This is a genomic window from Ammoniphilus soli, assembly GCF_040813775.1.
Genome location: NZ_JBEGDL010000018.1, coordinates 1 through 22,665, shown reverse-complemented (window position 1 = coordinate 22,665; position 22,665 = coordinate 1). Strand labels below are relative to the sequence as shown.

18 protein-coding genes are annotated in these 22,665 nt (G+C 44.4%); 3 read left to right on the top strand and 15 right to left on the bottom strand.

Features of this window, described 5'->3' with window-relative positions; genetic code table 11:
- Positions 1-10 precede the first annotated feature (10 nt).
- The 7 genes from metH to ABLT31_RS25635 form a co-directional block, all read right to left on the bottom strand.
- Positions 11-3,421, bottom strand: coding sequence for a methionine synthase (metH, locus tag ABLT31_RS25665; protein WP_367757311.1), 3,411 nt, complete (start codon positions 3,419-3,421; stop codon positions 11-13).
- Between the two features lie 201 nt (positions 3,422-3,622).
- Entirely contained in the window at positions 3,623-5,914 is a 2,292-nt protein-coding gene (locus ABLT31_RS25660) for a glycosyltransferase (protein WP_367757171.1), read from the bottom strand.
- Between the two features lie 210 nt (positions 5,915-6,124).
- Positions 6,125-6,973, bottom strand: coding sequence for a dTDP-4-dehydrorhamnose reductase (rfbD, locus tag ABLT31_RS25655; protein WP_367757169.1), 849 nt, complete (start codon positions 6,971-6,973; stop codon positions 6,125-6,127).
- 56 nt (positions 6,974-7,029) lie between these two features.
- A complete protein-coding gene (locus tag ABLT31_RS25650) occupies positions 7,030-7,485 on the bottom strand; it encodes a dTDP-4-dehydrorhamnose 3,5-epimerase family protein (protein WP_367757167.1) in 456 nt (151 codons plus the stop codon).
- 162 nt (positions 7,486-7,647) lie between these two features.
- On the bottom strand, positions 7,648-8,517 hold the full coding sequence (locus ABLT31_RS25645) for a BMQ_0737 family morphogenetic spore coat protein (protein ID WP_367757165.1): 870 nt from the start codon (positions 8,515-8,517) through the stop codon (positions 7,648-7,650).
- 430 nt (positions 8,518-8,947) lie between these two features.
- Positions 8,948-9,862 (bottom strand): YheC/YheD family protein, encoded by a 915-nt coding sequence (locus tag ABLT31_RS25640; RefSeq protein WP_367757163.1) that lies wholly within the window; start codon positions 9,860-9,862, stop codon positions 8,948-8,950.
- Positions 9,863-10,078: 216 nt separating this feature from the next.
- Complete coding sequence (locus ABLT31_RS25635; RefSeq protein ID WP_367757161.1) at positions 10,079-10,375, bottom strand: hypothetical protein; 297 nt, start codon at positions 10,373-10,375, stop codon at positions 10,079-10,081.
- A gap of 489 nt (positions 10,376-10,864) precedes the next feature.
- Here ABLT31_RS25635 and ABLT31_RS25630 point away from each other — a divergent pair, with 489 nt between their 5' ends.
- From ABLT31_RS25630 to ABLT31_RS25620, 3 genes are all read left to right on the top strand, one after another.
- On the top strand, positions 10,865-11,158 hold the full coding sequence (locus ABLT31_RS25630) for a hypothetical protein (protein ID WP_367757159.1): 294 nt from the start codon (positions 10,865-10,867) through the stop codon (positions 11,156-11,158).
- Between the two features lie 72 nt (positions 11,159-11,230).
- Positions 11,231-12,277: a YheC/YheD family protein gene (locus tag ABLT31_RS25625; RefSeq protein WP_367757157.1), complete on the top strand. Its 1,047-nt coding sequence runs from the start codon at positions 11,231-11,233 to the stop codon at positions 12,275-12,277.
- A gap of 296 nt (positions 12,278-12,573) precedes the next feature.
- On the top strand, positions 12,574-14,307 hold the full coding sequence (locus ABLT31_RS25620) for a BMQ_0737 family morphogenetic spore coat protein (RefSeq protein WP_367757155.1): 1,734 nt from the start codon (positions 12,574-12,576) through the stop codon (positions 14,305-14,307).
- A gap of 91 nt (positions 14,308-14,398) precedes the next feature.
- On the opposite strand, the gene ABLT31_RS25615 is transcribed toward ABLT31_RS25620, so the two are convergent.
- The 8 genes from ABLT31_RS25615 to ABLT31_RS25580 all read right to left on the bottom strand — a co-directional run.
- Positions 14,399-15,007, bottom strand: coding sequence for an RIO2 family protein (locus ABLT31_RS25615; protein ID WP_367757153.1), 609 nt, complete (start codon positions 15,005-15,007; stop codon positions 14,399-14,401).
- Positions 15,004-15,843 carry a HipA family kinase gene (locus ABLT31_RS25610; protein ID WP_367757151.1) on the bottom strand — a complete coding sequence of 280 codons (840 nt, stop codon included), beginning with the start codon at positions 15,841-15,843 and terminating at the stop codon, positions 15,004-15,006. The genes ABLT31_RS25615 and ABLT31_RS25610 overlap by 4 nt, the downstream gene beginning before the upstream one ends.
- A gap of 75 nt (positions 15,844-15,918) precedes the next feature.
- On the bottom strand, positions 15,919-17,229 hold the full coding sequence (locus ABLT31_RS25605; protein WP_367757149.1) for a glycosyltransferase family 4 protein: 1,311 nt from the start codon (positions 17,227-17,229) through the stop codon (positions 15,919-15,921).
- Between the two features lie 466 nt (positions 17,230-17,695).
- The gene (locus ABLT31_RS25600) at positions 17,696-18,574 is read right to left on the bottom strand and encodes a glycosyltransferase family 2 protein (protein WP_367757147.1); all 879 of its coding nucleotides are present in this window, start codon (positions 18,572-18,574) and stop codon (positions 17,696-17,698) included.
- Between the two features lie 4 nt (positions 18,575-18,578).
- Positions 18,579-19,280 (bottom strand): glycosyltransferase, encoded by a 702-nt coding sequence (locus ABLT31_RS25595; RefSeq protein WP_367757145.1) that lies wholly within the window; start codon positions 19,278-19,280, stop codon positions 18,579-18,581.
- Positions 19,281-19,421: 141 nt separating this feature from the next.
- Entirely contained in the window at positions 19,422-19,850 is a 429-nt protein-coding gene (locus ABLT31_RS25590) for a M67 family metallopeptidase (RefSeq protein WP_367757143.1), read from the bottom strand.
- Entirely contained in the window at positions 19,834-20,013 is a 180-nt protein-coding gene (locus ABLT31_RS25585; RefSeq protein WP_367757141.1) for a hypothetical protein, read from the bottom strand. Before ABLT31_RS25585 ends, ABLT31_RS25590 begins: the two co-directional genes overlap by 17 nt.
- Before the next feature lie 85 nt (positions 20,014-20,098).
- On the bottom strand, positions 20,099-22,665 hold a 2,567-nt coding region (locus ABLT31_RS25580; RefSeq protein WP_367757139.1), incomplete at its 5' end, for a coiled-coil domain-containing protein.

Here is a 22,665-nt window from a genome sequence, read left to right as displayed (position 1 = left end):
TCCTTAAACATCAATCTGCATTAAAATACTTGGCTTCCGGATGGGCAAAGACCATCGCCGAGACTGATGCCTCCGGATCCATCATCATGCCTTCCGTTAGCGCAATTCCAATTTGCTCCGGCTTCAGTAAGCGAAACAGTTTAACCTGGTCCTCAAGATTCGGACATGCCGGATAACCGAAAGAAACTCGAATTCCTTGATACTTGGCGCCGAATCTTTCCGACATTTTCATATCTGCAGGATCGGGAAAGCCCCAACGATCGCGCATAATATGGTGCAGGCGTTCGGCGAAGGCTTCCGCCAATTCGATAGCAAGAGCCTGGATCGCATGAGATTTGAGAAACTCGCCTCTCTTTTTCCACTCTTCTGAAATGTTTCGAATTCCCTCCCCTGCTGTCACAGTAAAGAAGCCTACTGCATCCATCTCCCCGCTTTCCACCGGCCGGAGAAAGTCTGCCAAGCATAAGTATGGATGCCCGGACTGCCGGGGAAATGAAAACTTCTCAAGAACGCGGGTGCGGTCATTAGGGTCATAAATCAAAATATCGTTATTGGACGACTGGGCTGGAAAAAAACGATAAACCCCATGAGCTTTGATCAAACCGCTCTGTACTCCCTCTTGAATCAGGCTGTCTATCATTTCTCTCAACTTTGCAGCTTTCGGATCTCCCTCTCCAATCAGTTTATCTACATTACCTTTCATCCCCAAATGCTTTCCTAAAAGCATCCGCCAATTCAAGTAAGGATATAAATGGGACAGAGGGTAGTTGCGTAGCACATGGGATTCATAGTCTGGTGCAGAATATACGGGCACATTGCGGCTGACTGAGGATAATTGGGGTCCCTCCGGGAGCTGAGTTTCACCACCTGTTTTATTCTGCGTTTCCCGGTAACCTTGGCGCTTTTCCATGCATCCCTTCACTAACTTCTCCCGCTGTTTGGGATCCATCAGCTGATTGGTTAGGTCCAGCCCATCCATCGCATCTTTTGCATACAGTACTGGACCTGCATATTCCTTTGCGATTTTTGTCTCCGTAAATTTGCGCGTCAGGGCGGCTCCGCCTACTAGCAGCGGGACATCGATCCCCGCCTCTCTTAAGTCCTGAGCCGTAATGACCATCTGTTGGGCCGATTTTACAAGCAAGCCGGACAATCCAATGAAATCAGGTTTCTTTTCCCGGCAAGCCTGAATCAATTGCTCAGGCGGAACCTTAATGCCAAGGTTGATCACTTCATATCCGTTATTGGACAAAATGATTTCAACGAGATTCTTTCCTATGTCGTGGACATCCCCCTTCACCGTAGCCAGCAGCATTTTGCCCTTGACTGCGGTTTCCGTCGATTCCATATGGGGTTCAAGAAAAGCCACAGCCTCCTTCATGACCTCGGCACTCTGCAACACTTCAGCGACAATCAATTCATTGTCATTAAAGAGCTTCCCTACCTTTTCCATCCCCTTCATTAACGGCCCGTTGATAATTTCCAACGCTGAGTAACTTCTTAATGCTTCTTCCAGATCCTTTTTCAGTCCATCCTTTGAACCTTCGACAACATAGCGGGCTAATCGCTCTTCCAGGGTTATGTTGGTCTCCTGCTGCTTTACGATGGCCTTTTTTTGGCGATAAAAGGAGGTAAATGCAGCCAGTGTTTCATCGCTGGTATGGAATAAGAGGTTTTCTGCCAACTCCCGCTCGTTTTCAGGGATGGAAGCGAAACGCTCCAGTTTTTCCGTATTCACAATCGCATAATCTAAGCCAGCCTTGACGCAATGGTAAAGAAAAACAGCATTTAATACTTCCCTCCCCCTCGCAGGGAGTCCGAAAGAGATATTGCTAATCCCAAGCATGGTTTGGCACTGGGGGAATGCTTCCTTAATCAAGCGAATCCCTTCAATTGTTTCCGCTGCAGATCCCAGATAGGTTTTATCGCCAGTGCCAATCGGAAAAACTAAGGGATCGAAAATGATATCTTTCGGATCCAAGCCATAGTCATGAACCAATAAATCATATGAGCGCTTAGCTACCTCCAATTTTTTCCATCTAGTGACGGCCATCCCTGTTTCGTCAATCGTTCCGACCACAACAGCGGCTCCATATTCATGAACCAGAGGAGCCACTTCTTGAAATCGCTTAAGCCCGACCTCCAAATTAATAGAGTTTATGATGGCTTTTCCTTGGGAATGCTTTAAACCGATCTCAATGACATGGGTATCCGTAGAATCAAGCATGAAGGGAACCTTCACTTTTCTTGCCGCATATTTAAGGAATTCCTCCATATCAGTAGCCTCGTCGCGATCCGGATCGGCCAAACAGATGTCAATGATCTGAGCGCCGCTTTTTACTTGCGCTCTGGCAATCTCGGAAGCCTGTTCATACGCTCCAGCGGCAATCAAGTTTCGAAACTTCTTGGAACCGATGATATTGGTTCTCTCTCCAATGAGCAGGGGGAGATTATCCTTTTCCACATAGACAGCTTCAATTCCGGAAATAACCGGGCCGTGCGGCTTAACTTCCCGCCTGGGTGCATAATTCTTTAACGTTTCCGCTAGAGCGCGAATATGTTCAGGCGTTGTCCCGCAGCATCCTCCCGCTATGTTTATCCAGCCCTTCTTGGCAAAATCCGCAAGCTTCAAGGCCAAAGTTTGCGGTGACTCATGATAATGCCCATTCTCGTCCGGAAGACCTGCGTTTGGGTAACAGCTGACGGCGCATTGTGCAAGGCCAGCTAATGTCCGGATATGGTCCCTCATAAACTCCGGACCGGTGGCGCAATTAAGCCCCACAGCGATCGGTTTCATATGTTCAAGCGAAAAGCCGAAAGCCTCAATATTCTGGCCCGCCAGCGTTGTCCCCATTGGTTCAATGGTTCCGGAAATCATAATCGGAAGAATGGTTTTCAGTTCCTTGAACGCCCGTTTTATGGCTATATAGCATGCCTTGACATTGAGCATATCCTGGGCTGTCTCGATGAGAAGGATGTCTGCGCCGCCCTGGATTAATGCACGGGCCTGCACATAATATGAATCCGCCAATCTATCAAAAGTGACACCGCCTGTTACCGAAAGGGACTTCGTGGTAGGTCCCATGGAACCGGCCACATATCGCGGCCATTCCGGAGTTGTAAAAGCGTCCGCCGCTTCCTTTGCCAAGCGGACCGCAGCCAGGTTGATTTCTTCCGCGCGCTGGGAGATTCCGTATTCTTCTAATACGATACTTGTCGCCCCAAATGTATTGGTTTCTATTACATCTGCACCCGCTTGAAGGTATTCTTCGTGAATTCGCTTTATCAAGTCCGGGCGGGTAATGTTCAAGATCTCATTGCAGCCTTCCAATTCTTCGCCGCCAAAATCTTTCTCGGTCAGGTTCGCCTGCTGGATCATCGTGCCCATAGCACCATCTAGAATGAGGATCTTGCTTTTCATCTGTTCCTCAATATGCTTCTTTCCCAACCCTCTCTCATCCCTTCAATTGCCGTTTCAAATTGAGATAATCCTGATATTAATCTCTCAATATACTATTCAGAATAGAAGAATTGGCATGGATAAAATATTCAGTAATAAATGCCTATTCTTTTTTATAAATAGACCTTATGGTAAAAAGATAGTCCCTTCTTCCCAGCTTTTTTAGATTGACCTTGAATTCCCCCTATTCCAATGCCGGGCTTGGCGAATACTGCCTATATTCCTGAAATCCTTTTTATCTGCTTTTGCCCAGTGGTAACCATTTGGGACATTATTCCGATTGCCCTTGTTATCCGGAACTTTTGCTTGCTGCTGCTTCTTCAGCGCCATCTCACAATTGCTGCTTAGCCTGGCGGGATATGGGAGTCTGCAGAAGAGAGGGGCAGAAAGCACTTGCATATATAATTGCTCATATTCCTTTCCCATTTCAAAAATAGGCTTCATCCCAATATTATCAACCTTTTGTTTTATTCTTTCATATTCCGGCCTGTCACTAGCAATCTTGAGAATTTGCTTATGCGTTTTTTCCGGATCATTTACATCGATCAGCCAACCGCCTCCATGCTTTTCAATTCTTTCTTTGACAGCTCCTAACCCTGAACCCAGTACGGGAATGCCGCACATCCATGCCTCACTCAATGTATGGCAATAAGTTTCCGGAGTAATGGAAAAAATGGCGGCAAATGATGGCTTGATTTTCTTGGCATAATCATAGAATTGATCCCTTTGGTATTCGCCATGATCAACTCCTATGCTCCTTAATATAGGATTGATTCTGCCCATAAAGTGAAATTCCAGTTTATTGGACTGATCTGCTTTCTTAAGTTTCAAAATGAAATCTAGACCTTTATGATGGCCAATGTTGCCGGGAAACAAAATTTTTATCGGCTTATCCGGAATCGGAAATTCAAAAGTCTCCTTTTTGTTGACATTTATCTGTTCTCTCCCGTGCTCGATCAAAGCAAATATTTTTTCCTTCAGAACCGGATAAATCCGAGTATGAACTTCAAAAGGGGTTTCTGAAGTCGTAACAAATCCGTGACAAGCGCCGAGGAGGCTGTTAACCTCTTGTCTCCATGTAAAAACCCACTTATGTTTTAACGGAGGCATATCCTGCTTAAACTGATGAGGGATTTTGCATAATCCTTCCCCGGCAGTGCATCTGCCTCCGCAATATTGATTATGGTCATCCAGCAAGTGAATGGAAGGACAGGCAAAATAAAAGTCATGAATAGATAGGATGACTTTAATTCCCAGAATGTTAGCTATATGGGGAAGATCGAAAGTATGGGAGATCAAATGCCGTATATGCACCAAGTCAATTTTCAGCAAGTGCAACAAGCGAAAATAAATCGTTCTGAAATCTTTTCGATGGAAATCCGTCACTTTCCATCTCGGTTCCAAATTCCAATGATGCAAGTAAAGCATGTCATGATCTCTGAAGATGTACAATTTTATCTGCTCGGCATCTGAGACAAGAACATAGCATTCGTATTTTTTTTCAAGATATTTCATTAAATCCTTATTCGATTGCGGGGTTCCTCCGGAACCTCCGTGAAGTACGTAAAGTATGCGTCTCTTTTCTTCCATTGAATGATCGGGAAGATTCATTCGTTTCCTTATCCGCTCGCAGACCGCTCCCCATTCAGGAGACTCTTTAAATTGTTTGATCAAATTTGAGTAATCAGGATACAGCTTAGCTAAAATTTCCCGATTTTTCTTATATAAGCTATCTTTCTCCTCTTTAAAAGAAGCACTGCGCTTATGGTAAATAAAGGTGGAATCATCTATAATATTCTTCCATCCCTTTTTCGCAGCCCTCATGCAAAAATCATTTTCTTCCCCGTATCCCCTTTTAAAAAGTACAGAATTAAACAGTCCAATTTCATCGATTAACTGTTTTTTTATATATAAGCAGAACCCATGTCCAGTCGGAACGATAGGATATTCGTAATTTGATGAACTCTCCACTACCTTTGCCATCCCATCGATCCCTAAATGAGGCGGGATGGGATTGTTTTCATTTGGATGCGGAACAGAGAATAACCCTGCTGCATTTGATAAGGGCGTCACGGTTCCGATTCTGTGGTCGGAATAGGCAGCGATCATTAGTTTTTGCAGCCATCTGGGGGTAACTATGGTATCACTGTTTAATAAAATAACGTCAGAGTCAGCCATTTGGATGCCCAAGTTCACTGATTCCACAAAACCTTTGTTCACATCATTTCTTATAATCACCACATGATCTCTGGGTTCTATCCTTTTCAGCAAGGAATGAATTCTTTTATCCGTGCTGCAGTCATCGATCAAAATCAATTTATAAGGCGCTGTGGTTTTATCCAATACACTTTGAACGCATTTCTCCACATCTTCAAACGCGTTGAATATGGGAATGATAATAGAGACGTCTCTGTTCAAATTCTTCAACATGCAATCCACATCATGCAACCTCATATTTTTAAGCTTGGCCGGAAGTGAGGGTTCCTCCATCGATATCATTCCTCTCTATTTTAAAGTTTTTGCTCTCCTACCCTAGTAGATATATGTATGCAGACAACTCTTTCATGCGACGGCTAAAAACGTCTAAAAAGCAGAAGGAGGATTTGAAGGATGCCTTCCTTAGCAAAGACAAAAAAAAAGCAGGACTGATATTCTTCATATGCATCAGTCCTTTCTTGAATAAACCTTGAGAAAATCCTTCAGAGCCTCTTTCCAATGCCTCAAACCGGAAAAATCATTCAGGCGAATGGACATATGGTCTAGAACGGAAAAAGCGGGTCTAATTGCGGGACGAGGGAAATCCCCCGTTTTGATCGGCACCACCCTTATTGCTTTCTGTGTTTCTTCAAAAATGACTGTTGCAAACTCATGCCAGGAACAACGGCCGGCATTGGAAGCGTGGTAGATTCCATATTTTTCGGTTGTCATCAATTCACCTATAAACTGGCATAGATCAACCGTATAAGTCGGGGATCCGATCTGGTCACTCACTACACGCAATTCATTCCTTTCCTCGGCCATTTTAAGCATCGTCTTGACAAAATTAGTTCCATGTACCCCATATACCCAGGAGGTTCTCACAATAAAAAATTTATCGCTAAAGCTCCTTACAAATTCCTCCCCAGCAAGCTTCGAATTCCCATACACATTTAGAGGATTCGTTTCGTCAAATTCATGGTATGGTGTCGATGTTTTCCCGTCAAATACATAATCCGTACTGACATAAGCCATCTTTGCCCCAACGCTCTGTGCCGCTACTGCTACATTTCTAGTGCCGTAGGCATTAACGAGATACGCTTGCTCCTTTTCCGTTTCAGCTAAATCCACTTTAGTATAAGCAGCGGCATGAACCACGGCATGCGGTTTTAATTGCCGAAGGCACGCCAGAACCTGGGCGGGGTCCGTGATATCAAGCTCATGTCTGCTGTACCCGAAAACTTTATGTTCTTTTGATAAGATTCTGACTAGATCACGGCCTAGCTGCCCTCCGGCTCCCGTTACAAGAATCTTCATCGAGTCCCCCCTATCTGGCTGTTCAGTGTTGATGTCATTGGTTTCCCAACAATTTATTACCTATATTGAGTCTTCCAATCGAATCCGATGCCGGGATCGTCATACGGAATTCTATACTCATCCGGATCGTTGGGATCATAAGATAGGTTCGTCAAATAAGTAATAATGGCCGGCTCTTGACCGAGAACGCGGTACCCATGAGCTACTCCCCGCGGAATAAATAGTGAAATTGGGTTATTGTCTCCCATATAGTAAACATCCGTTTGTTTAAAGGTCGAAGAATCTTGACGCAAATCATGCAGAACCGCTTGAACATTTCCAGCTGGAAAATACCAAATATCGTCCTGTCTCTTATGGTAATGAAAAGCTTTAATCACACCCGGATAACTGAGGGATAGGGACAATTGCCCAAAACGTTCCAACAGGTTATCATCGTCTCGGACCACTTCCAGAAAATATCCCCGGTCATCCGCATGCTTTAGCAGTTTCTTTATTTTTACTCCATCAATCAAACAGATTTCTCCCTTCTTGTTACTCCTTGTTTTTCTTCCATTTTAGATTATGACTAAATTTCAAGAAATGTTCGGAAACAAAGACTCAGATTCCCGAACTGAAAAGCCGTTCCTCTGAAAAAGGAAACGGCTCAAAAAATCTAAACCTATTTAATCGATTGACTAACGTGTGTTATTAGGGAAAATACTCGGACATTGAGCTGGGAATAGGTTGCTTGGAAGTGGAGGACAAGTATCTTCAATCGGTGCAAAGTCACATTCGACCGGTCCACGAGGTTGACAGAAACGTGCTAGAAGTTCCAGCTTCACTTCCGCTTCGACTTGGATCTCTTTACAGACATTGACGGTCAGGAAAATGCCCGGTTCAGCAAATCCGCCCAACTGTCGAAATGAGGCATTACAGATGACATCTAAAATCCGGCACTGAATGTTGAGACCCCTCTGCCAGCATAATGCCACCTCTTCATCAAATTGAACGAACACATTTTCGCTACAGATCACCTCGTTGCCTGCATCGGCATCAACCAAGTCGACTCTCACACATACGGTGAATAGGAACGGAATGGCTTGGAGAGTGACCGTCGTTCCATCAGGAGCGATACATCTGACGGGAGTAGCCGCATCTAGTTCAAAATCGCAACGGGCACCAGGGCAAATGATCGGAGTGGGAGTAGGTTGGGGTTTTGGCAGTAACGGGAAGACAGGAAGGAATTGATCAGGGTTGGTGGAGCAACGTGTCGTTAGCCGATGACCTAATGCCAATCTCTCTTCAATAATCAGTCGACATGCCTCCGAGAGCTGAATCTTATTTTGGTATCGATTGGTTAAATATACCCAGTCATATACTTTTTGGACGCGGATGCATTCGGGTTGCAAGAGTTCTATTGTTGGAGTTGGAATCGGAGTTGGACATGTGCCGGGAGTCCAGCTAATAATTACCTGACCATCGCTGTTCCCAGTGACTGATTCGATAACCCTTAAGCGGCCATCCAGTTGGATGAATTTGCTTTGCATGGTGATCCATGCTTTCATACTGAATGTCTCTGAACACGAACAGCATTTGAAGTAGACTCCCGGAAATACCTATTGATTGCTTATTTTTCTTAAGGAATTTTTCAATGTTAAGCCATGAATTCTTTCCATCACAATATAGTTCGGCCTTTTAAGGAAGAACCTAGGAAAAAGAGGGAAAGGCTGTCGGCAACCATAATGCTTCATATTCCCTATCGCAATCCTTTTCCCGGGCATATACCTTAACGCACTTATCATCTGCAAGTAGGAAAACTGCGCCTTGTCTGCCCTTACCTCTCAAGGGGAAAGAGCAGTTTTTTGCGACTTTGACATCTGCATGTTTTCTGTGCTACACTCGCAGACTTTTTATTTCTTCAAGAAACTGAAAATCAAGATTCGATATCATAGTCCCTCCTTGGCTCCCCTGTTTTTAGAGCGCTTTTTGGGTTTATCACCTTTTTTTGTAAGCCAGATAAGAAGCGTATTCCAAAGGTCTAGTCCATGAGTGATCTTGATGTGACGGACTTAACGTGAACGGATATGGGAGTGGATTTACCTCAAAAATCCAAACATGGCCATTTTCGTCAATTCCTAAATCAATTCCCAGATCCCCCATATGATATCCGAGCTTCTCAAAAATATGGCAAATCCTATATCCCACGTTTCTGCAAGTCATTAGATCTAGTTCAAAATCATGGAATGTCTTTTCTAAATGATTAGGAGAAAAAACCTTCACATCTTCCGGGATAATATGGCTGGAATTAGACGCCATTCGGAATAGCAAATTGGATACTTCCCATTTTCCTTTTCTATTTTTACTCATATTTACTCGTATGTCTGTCACTTTTTCTCCACGTTTCACAGTCTGAATACTTTGCTGCAGGATATAATTGCTAGGGATATTTATTCGATCCTGTACTTCTTGCCAGTTCTCCAATCGCTCATGTCTCATCATTTTGCCTTCTCGATAGAAAATTCCAATTGCTTTACTCTTTTGCAGCTGTACTCTTATAATTCCTTTACTACTATGTCCCTTTACGGCAGACACGGGTTTCACAAAAATATCTTGATGATGATACAGAAACTTTTGCAAATCAGCCCCATTCAGCAATTTTTGGGTAGCTGGAAGATGATTGCGAAGTACGATATCGGATGAAAGTAATTCCCATCCCTGCCACTTATCAAAGATAAAATTATTAAAAACCTTTCGGCCTATAACATGCTCTATCTTTCTACAGATTTCACGATCAATATGACATTGCATGTAGACCACAGCGGGAAAGCGATAGACACCTTTTTCCTCGTAAATTTCTCCCCCTTTTTTCTGAAAATAATGTCCTTTCACTTGAAAATTGTTGAAATTCAAATCATTAGCGTAGAATTTTATGATGCTAACATCTCCAGAGAAATTTTCTAGTCTTTTTTTTACTGCTCCTGCCAAACATGGTTTTTCATTTGAAATACATACCCCTATCAGGGGATGTCTGTTCTGAAACTCGTTCATTTTGCCTTCTCCTTTTAAAAAAATCGCCTCTTAAAGAGGCGAACTTATAAAACGGCCATTCTTTTGAATTTGAAGGGGTTATCCGACAGTGACTGCAATAAAACCACCCGCTAGAGAAGTACTTATACTCACCGGTATAGTGGCTTCAAGGCAAGGGACACGGAATGGGGGAACCTCCGCAGCAATTGAGGCTATAACGTTTGATGAGATGGGCGGAACCACCAATTCAGCTAATAAAGCAGCAACATCAATCGTAACTAAACCATTGATGATAGGCAATGAAGTACACACATTAGCAATAGTAATCGGTTGCTCTCCAGTCGCAAGCGTTAAGTTTCCCTCTATACACACCGAACAAAATCCAGCACCGCCCATAATCATTCCTCCTAGGATATTTTAAAGTTCTACATTTTCCAGTATATTAACATTCAACTCCTCTTGTTATACCTTGATAGATTATACAAACCTATTTATTACAAAAAATAATGAAAATAACTTGTAAATTTTATTAGTAAAATCGATTATTAGTGACGCATATAAAGTGGACAATTAGCCCCAAAGGTCTAGTTCATGAGTGATCTTGATCTCTTATCCACGCCAAAGTCGGTTCTCAGTTCCCTCATAGACATCATAGCTTTTCCCAAATGTGAAAAATCCTATAAACGAATTCCCCCGTTTAGCCTCGTTCCCCACATAACCTCTATCCCAGTTGATGACAGTAATTGGTCAAATGATCTTTAAGTCGGTGCAGCATCATGCTGTTCAATTAAGCATGCATAACCTTATATTGAGTAACACAATTATCCAATGCCCATATAATGGGGATGCAGAAAGTTAATATAAGGAACCAAAGGAGGAATTATTTTGGGAGGAATAGGATTCTGCCGCGTTTGCTTAAATGGGACTGTTACGGTGGGGGCTCTTCCAGTTATACAAGTTGCGGATGTGTGCGCTGATTTACCAATAACTAACGGTGTAGTTACGATCGATGTCGCCTCCATACTTGCTACCTTTTTCCCACAAATTCCGCAAGCAGTAATAGATCAATTAAGGGATGCGATCGGTCTATTTACCCGTACCTGCCCATTTGCCGATATCATCGTGGATGAAGATATAGTGGGGGTAGTATCCGTTGATTTAACAGTAAGCTCTGAATAGTGACTCCAAACAGATCTTCTTTTATCTATTCACCTCTTCAAGAGGTGATTTTTTTTAAGAGGTGAGGGCGATATGAACTTGTTTCAGAAACCGCATCCCAACATAGGTATATGTGTTTCTAACGATAAACCATGCCTAGCAGGAATTGTAAAAAAGAGATTGGAGAAATATCCCAATGATGCCAGCCTCATTAAATTCCAAATCAAGGATATGAACTTTAATAATTTGCGTGTAAAAGGCCACCATTTCCGAAAAAAAAAGGGGGTAATAAATGAGGATCAAGGTTTTTTCCCCTTACCTGATGCAATTTACCTCCAATGCCACGTTGAACTCGAAGTCATTAAAAAATTAGAGCGTGTTATAGGAAGGAAGGTTTTTAATAATCTCATTTTTGATAAATGGAAGGGATGGGATATCCTTTCAAAGGATGTCGCGCTTCGCGATCACCTCCCTGCTACGCAAAGATTATTCAATAAAACAGATTTTCCCATATTTTTAAACAGTCACCGGGATATTTTTATTAAACCCATGTCCTCTTTGCGCGGGCATAGCAGTCAAGGCATTTTTAGGGTTCAGCTGCAGAAGGATGGAAGTATTCAAATGTTCTATCGGCAAGGATCAGAAATGAGAAATCAGCAATTTCAATCCTTCCTGGAAGTGCAGGATCAATTTTTCATCCCTAATAAATATATTCTGCAGAAAGGCATTCAAACTGTAAAATGCGGTGGAAAAGCGACTGATATACGGCTTAATATGAGTAAGAACAGACTAGGCAAATGGGAAGTTTCAAATTTGCTGTTCCGGATTGCATCGAATTCCAGCCATATCATACCAGAAGATGTTATGGTTTTCCCCATAAATGATTTAAGGAAGGCATACCCCGATTTTAAGATAAGCGAAATGTCCATCTCTAACATAGGTTATAGGATTTGTTACATTTTTGATAAACTGGGATATCATATGGGTGATCTGGGGATTGATTTAGGTGTAGATGAAAACGGCCATGTGTGGATTTTTGAAGTAAACCCGCTCCCCTTTCCTTTTACGTTGAATCCCCCGCAACAGGACCATTCATGGATTAGGCCTCTAGAATACGCTTTATATCTTGCTTCGAAATAAAAGGGTCATCACCTATTTAGTTTGTCATCGTTAATTTCATGGATCATCCTCCCTTTAAGGTTCCCTAATTAGATTTAGAACGAATTTTCATAATAAATCATAAAAAATGCAGCTGTTTCCTCCTAGGAGGCTAGCTGCATTTTTGCTTATCTCTGTCAACACAAATTCCGCCAATATCCGACTACTTAGGCTATCTATCCAGTACATTTCCTCTAGAAGTGAATACACTGTCGTTAGTTAAAGATCATACGAAGCAAGCAACTGCGAAATGAATGATAAGGAAAGGAGAAGAAGGAATGCCGACAGTATCCTTTAACTTTACGGGCTCCCTGCAATCCTTTATTGTCCCGGCAAATGTGTTTCTAGTGACTATCCGAGCAGTAGGGGCACGAGGTGGAAACTTCATCAATCCTGATGGAAGTATTACTGCAGGAGGGTTTGGTGCTTCAATACAAGGGGATTTTTCCGTCACGCCTGGCGAGGTGCTGACCATCTTGGCAGGAGGAATGGGTGGCGATAATAACACCTCTGGTGCCGGCGGCGGTGGCGGCTCCTTTGTTTGGCGCGGAAGCGGTATCGCAGCTCTAAATGCGGCCACCCTCCTTGTTGCCGCTGGCGGCGGTGGCGGCGCTGGTGGAGGTGTTGGCGGCATCGCTGGAGGAAATGGGCAAATAGCCGACGTGGCAGGTAATGGCAGTAGTGGTACTGCCGCTAATGCAGGTTTAGGTGGCACTGGCGGTACTGCTCTTGCTGGCGGTACAGGTGGTGCGGCTGGTGTCGTTGGTGCTGATGCTGGTACTAATGGTACTGTAGGCTTGGATGGTGGCGGCGGTGGCGGTGGCGGCGGCGGCTCCGAGTTCGATGGTGGCGGCGGCGGCGGTGCGGGCCTAAGCGGCAATGGCGGACGTGGCGGTGATGCTGGTGCTGGCAGTCCCGGAACTACGGGTGGTAATGGCGGGTTAGCAATCATCGCTGGTGGAACGGGCGGTGCGGGTGGTATAGGAGCCGCCGGTCTTCTTGGTCCTGGCGGCAATGGTACTGCCGGTGGCTTTGGCGGCGGCGGCGGGGCCGGCGGCGACGGTAATGTAGATGATGATGGCGGCGGCGGCGGCGGCGGCGGTTTTTCCGGTGGCGGCGGTGGCGGGGCCGGTGGCGATGGCGGGGCTGGCGGCGGCGGCGGCGGCGGCGGTTCTTTCAATGCTGGCCTATTCCAAGAGAATATGGCAGGCGTAGGAATGGGGATCGGCTTTGTCGAGATTACCTTTACCCCCGAACCGCCGCCTACTCCACAGCCAACACCGACAATCGCTCCTGAGCCCTTCCAACCGGAATGCATCCGCACACAAAAAGTATTTGACTGGGTCTATTTGGCCAATCGCTATCAAAATAAGATCCAGCTTTCCGAAGCTTGCCGGCCGGTCATTGAAGAGCGACTGTCCTTAGGACATCGGCTGCAGGCCAGATGCGCAACCGATCCGGACCAATTCTTGCCCATCTTTCCGCTTCTGCCAAAGCCCCAACCTACTCCCACTCCGATCATTTGCCCAGGGGCCCGCTGCGATTTCGAAACGGATGCAGCCAGTCCTGTACGATGCATAGCTCCGGATGGAACTGCCGTGACCTTATATGCCATTCCGTTCCTATTCACCGTTTGCGTGAGAGTGGACTTAGTTGATACCGATGCTGATGATGAAGTAATTTGCACCGAAAATGTGTTTGTCCAGTTCGATGAAGAAGTGGCTTTGTGCTGGGAGAGGGGGCTCAACATTCAATGCCGCATTCTTGACGTCATCTGTAACGCTTCTTTCCGACAGTTGGGGGCCTTCGCTGAACCTGGCATTTTTCTTACCGTCAATGTATGTAAGGAAATCCAAGTGGAAGCCGAAGTGAAGCTGGAATTGCTGGCGCGCTTCTGCCAGCCTCGCGGGCCTGTAGAGTGTGAGGTATCTACGTTCATGGACATTTGCCCACCACTTCCAAGCAACCTTTTCCCAGCTCAATGTCCGAGTATTTTTCCTGGTTCGCTTTAATTAGCTTGAATAAAAATGACAAGGAACGCTGTTGACTAGCGTTCCTTTTGTTAATTATCTTGCAAAAGGGAGCAGTTATCAGTGTTCCTTTTTATTTCTTGAACGTCACCCACCCTTCATACAAATCCGGTTCCAACTCCTTGAGATGGCTGAAAAAAATCTTGCGATTCGTGGTTCCAAGACTCTTCAGCAATTTATGGGGATAAGGATAAGGATAGGGGTTTTTCCGGCCAACCATCCGAGCCACATCAATAACCCTTAAACAGCCATCCGCTTGGATAAATATATGCTTTGCATGGTGATCCACTCTTTCATACTGAATGTCTTTAAAAACGTTCAGCATTTGAAGCAAACTCCTGGAAATATCCATGGATAGCTTATTTTTCTTTAGGAATTTTTTCAATGTATTGCCTTGAATTCTCTCCATCACAATATAGTTCGGCCCTTTAAGGAAAACCCTTGGAAAAAGAGGGAAAGGCTGTCCGCGCCATAATGCTTCATATTCCCTATCACAATCCTTTTCCCGGGCGTAAACCTTGACGCACTTATCATCTGCAAGTTGGAAAACTGCGCCTTGCCTGCCCCTTCCCATCATGGGGAAGGGGCAGGCTTTTGTGACTTTGACATCCGCATGTTTTCTGTGCTGAACACGCAGCCTTTTTATTTCTTCAATAACCTGGAAATCAAGATTCGATATCATAGTCCCTCCTTGGTTCCCCTGTTTTTGAAGCGCTTTTTGGGTTTTATCGAATAGTGTTTTCTCATATAGTGTTTGATGAAATATTTTGCCATCTGCTCAGGAAGCCGTTTCTTCGCTTCTATTAAATGGAGAAACAGTCCTTCCTTCTCTTCCTTTGAGACCTCCCAATCATCGGGCACGGAATCAATAACTGAGAATATGGCATGATCAGACAAGGTTAATATCTTATAGATGGACAGAAATAGTTCTTCAGGATCCTCCATCAGTTTGAAGCACCATTTATGAACGAATCGGTCCAGGACTTTTTTGCTCGACCCTTTCAAAGTTTCCGCAGTCCACTTGAAACCTCCCGGAAAGCAATTGGCATGATCAATGATATAAACCTGTCGTGGACTGTAAGGAAAGCAGTCCAGCAGAATATTGTTTTTTCCCCGGTCCGTATTGCTTACCCAGTGATCAAAGGCAATTAAGCTCATGAGCTGGCGAACGTTAGCAATTTCACTTTTCAAGGGGGAAAATTCCTCCGAAAGTCCCCTGCAGTTGTCCAAATACAAACTGGCAAACTGATTTCCCGGTTCAAATTGGCGTTGATGGAGTTTCTTGTTTTCTCGGATGAAATCTTCCGGTATGACTGCAATCTTGAAGGGGACAACCGGAAGATCCAGCAATTGGGCCAAATGGCCGACTACGAGTTCGTTTACAAGCACTCTTGTTCCTTGGCGGTTATTCTTGAATTTGACAACATATTCAAACCCGTCATTAAAAAGAATGAGCTGGGGCCGGGATTTTCCGGTAAGCGATTTTACGAATCTCACCGGGTAAAGCTTCTGTTCCATAACTCCACCTCTCCTGAACACGGATCATGTTTCGTGCGGTTTTCAGAATGCTCCATTTATCCTTTCTATTGATGATTACAAGAAATGCCGTTTCGAATGAAAAGGTTCCGTTCTACCGAACCTTTTCTCTATCCTATGATAAGTGTTATGGATAATTGGTGCTTGCTGGTATTTGATTTGCCCCGTTGACCTAACAATATTCTTGTCGGGCTCAACCATCTGTTCCGGCTGTACATGCAAATCGTTTGCCCGCAGTACCTTGTCGTCCGTTGCTATGGCTCTGGAATCTGTTCTATTAGAAGCTTCTCCCACCATATCGCGTAAAATCTGAAGATATTGTTCGGCGCAGACTTCGATTGCAAACCTGGTTTTTACTTCATTCAAGGCGTTCTTCCTGATTTCTTCCCGAAGCTGATGATTATTCAGCATATTATTCAAATGCTTCAAGGCTTTCATTAAGGAGGCCGGCCGATAGAGCTTGCCCGTCCGATCATGTTCAATTAACTCCGGAAGGGAGGATACGCCTGGTGCCACGACAGGACATCCGCATGCCATGGACTCTATGAAGGTATTCCCGAAGGATTCCATGAGTGTAGTAGACAGTGTGCAACCGCCTGAATGGGCTATCTGGCTGTAGATCATAGGCATCTTCTGATAAGGGACTACAGGAAACCAACGAACATAATCCTTCAATTTATACTCTTTTATTTGTTTGGAGAAAAGATCTCTTTCTCTGCTTGCCTTGCCTCCAATTACCCAAAACTGTATATCTTTTCTGATCTGTACCATATGCCTGGCGATCTCAAGAAGAAATCTCCAGTTTTTCCGTACATCCAAACGTCCGATCCAGCCGATAATTTTTTTGTTTTGGGGCATTAAAGCGTCAGCTCTTTCCATTTCTCTACCGCTCAGAATGGGTTTGAAAGAATCGGTATCTATCGGATTATATATAATTCTAATCGGTACTCTTTTATTTAAAATAGAAGTGACTACTCTTTTTTGGTAGATAGAGGGAACAACAATAGCATCCGGATTTAGTCCTTTGAAATCCTGCAAGTGGGGAGCAATTTTCTCTTTGTCCGGCGACCTTGCTTCAATGATTAATTTTCCATTGAACTTCGCCTTTTTGATTAAGGGATAAACCTCTGAAGAATCTACTACGACTATGAGGTCATATCGGTTTTTTTTGAGGATCTTGATAATTTGATTCGGATCCTGCGTAAGGTATATTCGGGCAACATCCTGCAGCATATGAAGTCCGCCTTTGTCGTGAAGATAAAGAAAATCGGTTGTCACGCCATTTTGGGAAAAATGAATCGCACGGTTTCGCCATCCGGCATTAACCCCTCCCACCGTCAAAAGCTTCCATATGACTAATATTTTCACGAAGAGGCCTCCTCCCCGACGGTAATCTTCCTTATAATTTATGATCCTTGTATCGATAATGATTGGACTTTCTCCCCGCTCTAATGGATATACTTTTTTTAATTTGTGTAATTTAATCAGGTCAATCATACTAGCAGATTGGCTTCTCTATGAATAGTGTTATATAAAGATGATAGAAATGATAGAACAACAATACGGTCCAAGGAGCGTGAATACAAAATGGGTTGCTTTTGTTCCCAATGGAGAGCTGCTTCCAAAAAAGCAAAAAAAAATAAGACAGTAATCAATAGCGTCTCATACTACTGCTGTCGCCCTACCAGGGCAGGACAATCAGAATGTCTTTGCAAACCGAAGTGCAGTCCGAACGAAACCAAGGGGCCAGAATGCAGCAAAAATGGCAGCAGAATTTCTCTTAACATTGTGTAGAGTAAAAAAAGCCAACACTTCAGAGTATTGGCTGCCTCTTTTAGAAAGGAATTCTAAACTTCTGCATATACCAGTCGTCATCATACTTTCTGCGCGTTATATACTCCTCCCGCTGCTTCATTACCCCGTCGGCCAGTACGGAGGCAACGATTTGCTCCGGATCTGCATGTTTGATCATTTTTTTGCTTTTTTCGATTCTCTCATCGTTAAAATGACTGTAAGCCATGCGCATCATGTTGTAATAAAAATGCTCATAACTGACGGTATAGGGGTGCGCCTGCCTAAACAAATGAAGGATCTTAACGGTTGGCTGCGCATAGCAACGGTAACCGAATAGCCACATTTTAATGGAAATCTCCACATCTTCGTAGCCCCAAACCTGGAACTCCTGATCAAATCCTCCAATATCGGAGAAAACGCTTTTGGATACGGCATAACATCCGCCTGGAAGCACAGCAGACGGAACGAATCTTTTCCAGACATTCCATTGGACACCCAATTTTTGATTCAGCGTCTGGCCGTACCCAATAATTTGCGGAGAATTGGTAGAAGCGATCCCTGGAGTCGTGCCATCGGCCAACCCTTTCTGGATCGGCTCTATCAAGCGGTCTAGCCAAAAATCTTCGAAGAATAAATGAGCGTCACAGAAGATAAGATAATCCCCCTTGGCATGCTCGGCTCCTAAATTTTTGGCCTTAGCTAATCCTACTCCTTCTGTCCTGAGTCTTCTGATCGGCTTACTGCACTCGTAAGTGTCGATAAAATCGCAGCTCTGATCCGTGGAACCATCGTCAACAACTATCATTTCAAATGGATGATTCGTTTTTGCGCGGAGGGCAGATTCAATTGTCGTCCGAACATACTTCCCTTCATTCTTAGCCGGGAAAATCAAGGTTATAAGAGAGGGACTTTGCCCCATACGTTCACTCCTTCCCTAGTTCTCTGAAGCGCTTGGCGGCCTCTTCCTTCATGTTACGCAAAGCGGCTTTATCAATTGCCCTGCTGAGATTCTGTTCATGCCAGCGATACTGAATCAGCGCTTCCGGAACGGAACCGAATTGGCAATGCGCAAGCAGCCTTAGCCACATGTCATAGTCTTGATGCCGACGATAGCTTTCATTGAAGTACCCGGCCCTTGAAAACAGCTCTCTCCTAACCATAACTGTAGAGCAAACAATATGATTGGACCTGAGAAGTTCCCGAATCTGCTGCTCATGGGAGTGGAATGGCTTGGGAATATACCGATACCAGAATTGATTGTTTTTTTTTGTGACAGTTGCCCCTGCATGCACTAGGCCAACCTTTGGCACTCGTCTGAAAACCTGCAGCTGGCGCTCCAATTTGGAAGGATAGAACTTGTCATCGGAGTCTAGAAAACAAACAAATTTTCCGGTTGCCTTATGCAATCCATGGTTTCTTGCGACGGAAGGACCAGCATTCGTTTGCTCAATTACGAGGATTTTTTCCTTATATCCATTCAAGACTTCTTTTGTACCATCCGTCGATCCATCATTTATAACTATGATTTCAGTGTTGCGATGTGACTGGGCAAGTACGCTGTCGATCGTCTCCGCAATGAACTTTTCATGATTATAAACCGGTATGATGACACTGACTGTCTCCATCAAACTTCCTCCCTCCTCATTTTTATTCTATGTTTATGCTCTTGCCTAGTGCCTATGTTTTTCGGCCAATCCGATTTTGAGGGCAAAAGAAGCACCACGGATTTCCCGTGGCGTTAGGCTGCCATATATATGACATTTCGATCAGACGACATGAAAAGGAATAGGAGTCACCTGTTTTTCTATAATCCGGTATATTCCGATTTCCGGGACTCCTTTAGCCAGGGAAACAATGATATAGGCTGTTTCCGGATAATTGGCGAATTCGATATCCCGGCTGGAAGGAACCGGTGGAGCCGTTGGGTGAGAATGATAAATTCCGACCAACCGTTCCCCTTTCTCCTCGATTTGCTGGAATACCCGGCGAATCTGCTCCATATCCATTGCAAAGGATGTTGGGCTATTCTCAACGTTTTCCATCATCCATATCGTTTCTGCATTTCCGCCGCTCCCTGACAGCAGGCCGCACGCTTCTAGCGGCCGTTCGCTTTGGCAATGCGCAATCATCTCATTCCAGACGTTATGTTCAATAAAAAACAACCTGCCATTATCCTTGCTATTTTGCTCTTCCACAGCATCCGACTCTTGTCGTTTTGGACTGCAGCGTTGAGCCGGGACGAAATATGCTCTTTAATTCATTGGGGTTTGTTGTACTTGTCACTTGACTAATCATTTGATTTCTTTTTGTTCGCTTGGAATCTACCTTATAGATTTTGGGTTGCGGATCATTTGCCATTATATCCTTCTCCTTTCTGGGTTCAACTTATATTATCTTTATTCCTTTGCCTTCTTGATCGACACATTGGGGAACCAGATTGGGCCTAATTCCTTTTGTCTTTTTTGCTCCTGTCAATGGCAGGCTGGAAGGGAGCCAGATGCTGCCGCAGAAATGGATGTTTTGATATCTCGTTTTCTTCCGATGGCTCTTTCTCCTGGCTTATCTCAGGATGGATTGCATTCTGAGGGGTGTTTTCTTCGAGAGTGGGGACTTTTTTTTGATTGCTTGTACTTGCGTGGCTATTTTCCTGGTAAGGAGGCTTATTCATTAATTTAAAGAATGAAGGAAACTCTTCCCCCTTTACACTAGGGTGAATGAAGTGCTTGGGTTCGCCTCGATGGGCAATAGGGGCACGCATCGCTTGAACAACTCTATATGATGCTTTTTCATGCTCGAATACCTGATCTTTTCCATTTTTGTTTTCTTGATGATTTTGAACCTCTTTCTCGGTCATTTCATCCTTCTGAGTCAAGGCTTGTCGATATTCCGCTTCTTTAACCAGGTAGGTCAAAAGCGCTTGTTCCTGCTGGGCTAGGGCTTGCCGGTATTCTATTTCCTTGGCTTGGAGACTTACAATCGCTTCTTCCTTCTGAGCTAAGGCCTCGCGGTATTTCATTTCCTTTATTCGGAAGCTGGAAATCGCTTCTTCCTTCTGGCCGAGAGCTTGCCGATACTCCTTTTCTTTTGTATGAAGAAAGGAAATAGCTTCCTCTTTCTGTGCCAATGCTTGCTTGTATTCCATCTCTTTCGATTCGAAACTTGCAATAATCTCTTCTTTTTGTGCAATGGCTTCCTGGTATTCAGTCTCCTTCAATTGATTCTGTTCCATCGCTTTCTCCTTTTCCTCCAGGATTCGCCGATACTCATTCTCCATGACTTCGTACCTTGTAATCATCTCTTCCTTTTCGGTTAATGCTTGTTGTAACCCTTTTATTTGCATTTGAAAATCTGAAATTGTTTTTTGCTTTTCAAACAGTTCTTGCTGATTTTCCAGTTTCTTTTCATTCAGGAATCTTAACTCTTGTTCCTTTTCCGTCAACTCCTGCTGGGTTACCTGAACCCGCTTTTGCAGGCTCGAGATTTCGTTTGTTTTCAGGTCTAAGGCTGCCTTGGATTCCGAAGCCTTAACCTCCAGGGTTGCCATTGCTTCTTCACTTTCTGCCAATGCTTGCTGGAACTCCTGGATCCGCTTTTGCAGACTCAAGATTTCCTCCGTTTTCGCGACTAGAGCTGTATGGGATTCTGAAGCCATAACTTCTAGGGTTGCCATTGTTTCTTCATTTTCTGCCAATACCTGCTGGAACTCCTGGATTCGTTCTTTATGACTCAAGATTTCCTCTGTTTTCAGGTCTAAGGCTGCTTGGGATTCCGAAGTCTTAACCTCGAGGGTTGCCATTGCTTCTTCCTTTTCCTTCAAAACCTGCTGGCACTCCTGGATTCTCTTTTGAAGACTCAAGATTTCCTCCGTTTTCGCAACTAGAGCTGCCCGGGATTCTAAAGCCATAACCTCGAGGGTTGCCATTGATTCTTCATTTTCTGCCAATACCTGCTGGAACTCCTGAATTCGTTCTTCAAGACTCGAGATTTCCTTCGTTTTCAGATCTAAGGCTGCCTGGGATTCTGACGCCTTAACCTCAAGGGTTGCCATTGCTTCTTCCTTTTCAGCCAATACCTGCTGGCGCTCCTGAATACGTTCTTGAAGACTCGAGATTTCTTCTGTTTTCAAGTCTAAAGCTAACTGGGATTCTAACGCATTTGCCTTTAGGGCTACTATCTCTTCTTCCTTTTCCAGCAATGCTTGCTGGAACTCCTGGATCCGCTTATGAAGACTCGAGATTTCCTTCGTTTTCAGATCTAAGGCTGCCTGGGATTCTGACGCCTTAACCTCAAGGATTGCCATTGCTTCTTCCTTTTCCTTCAAAACCTGCTGGGACTCCGATTCCTTAACCTCCAGCATTGCTACTTCCTCTTCCTTTTCCAGCAATGCTTGCTGGAACTCCCGGATCCGCTTATTAAGACTCGAGTTTTCCTTCGTTTTCAGGTCTAAGGCTGCCTGGGATTCTGACGCCTTAACCTCAAGGGTTGCCATTGCTTCTTCCTTTTCAGCCAATACCTGCTGGCACTCCTGAATTCGTTCCTGAAGACTTAAGATTGCTTCTTCCTTTCGGGCTAGATCTCCACGATAACATGAAATCTCTTTACGCTGCTGGGCCAAGACTTCCCGGGACTCCGACTCCTTTGCGTCCAGCATTGCTACTTCCTCTTCCTTTTCCAGCAATGCTTGCCGGAACTCCTGGATCCGCTTTTGAAGACTCGAGTTTTCCTCCGTTTTCGCGTCTAAGGCTGCCTGGGATTCTGACGCATTTGCCTTTAGGGCTGCTATCGCTTCTTCCTTTTCAGCCAATACCTGCTGGGACTCCTGGATCCGTTTTTGAAGACTTAAGATTTCTTCTTCCTTTCGGGCTAGATCTCCGCGATAACCTGAAATTTCTTTACGCTGCTGGGCCAAGTCTTCCTGGAACTCCGATTCCATAACCTCCAGCATCGCTACTTCCTCTTCCTTTTCCAGCAATGCTTGCTGGAACTCCTGGATCCGCTTTTGAAGACTCG

Excerpts from the sequence above, each read along its gene's own strand:
- ABLT31_RS25645 (WP_367757165.1), bottom strand. The coding sequence starts at position 8,517 with ATGAAAGCATGGATCACCATGCAAAGCAAATTCATCCAACTGGATGGC.
- ABLT31_RS25615 (WP_367757153.1), bottom strand. The coding sequence starts at position 15,007 with ATGATATCGAATCTTGATTTCCAGGTTATTGAAGAAATAAAAAGGCTG.
- metH (WP_367757311.1), bottom strand. The coding sequence starts at position 3,421 with ATGAAAAGCAAGATCCTCATTCTAGATGGTGCTATGGGCACGATGATC.
- ABLT31_RS25600 (WP_367757147.1), bottom strand. The coding sequence starts at position 18,574 with ATGGGGCAAAGTCCCTCTCTTATAACCTTGATTTTCCCGGCTAAGAAT.
- ABLT31_RS25585 (WP_367757141.1), bottom strand. The coding sequence starts at position 20,013 with ATGGCAAATGATCCGCAACCCAAAATCTATAAGGTAGATTCCAAGCGA.
- ABLT31_RS25625 (WP_367757157.1), top strand. The coding sequence starts at position 11,231 with ATGAACTTGTTTCAGAAACCGCATCCCAACATAGGTATATGTGTTTCT.
- rfbD (WP_367757169.1), bottom strand. The coding sequence starts at position 6,973 with ATGAAGATTCTTGTAACGGGAGCCGGAGGGCAGCTAGGCCGTGATCTA.
- ABLT31_RS25595 (WP_367757145.1), bottom strand. The coding sequence starts at position 19,280 with ATGGAGACAGTCAGTGTCATCATACCGGTTTATAATCATGAAAAGTTC.
- ABLT31_RS25660 (WP_367757171.1), bottom strand. The coding sequence starts at position 5,914 with ATGAGGTTGCATGATGTGGATTGCATGTTGAAGAATTTGAACAGAGAC.
- ABLT31_RS25620 (WP_367757155.1), top strand. The coding sequence starts at position 12,574 with ATGCCGACAGTATCCTTTAACTTTACGGGCTCCCTGCAATCCTTTATT.
- ABLT31_RS25610 (WP_367757151.1), bottom strand. The coding sequence starts at position 15,843 with ATGGAACAGAAGCTTTACCCGGTGAGATTCGTAAAATCGCTTACCGGA.
- ABLT31_RS25635 (WP_367757161.1), bottom strand. The coding sequence starts at position 10,375 with ATGGGCGGTGCTGGATTTTGTTCGGTGTGTATAGAGGGAAACTTAACG.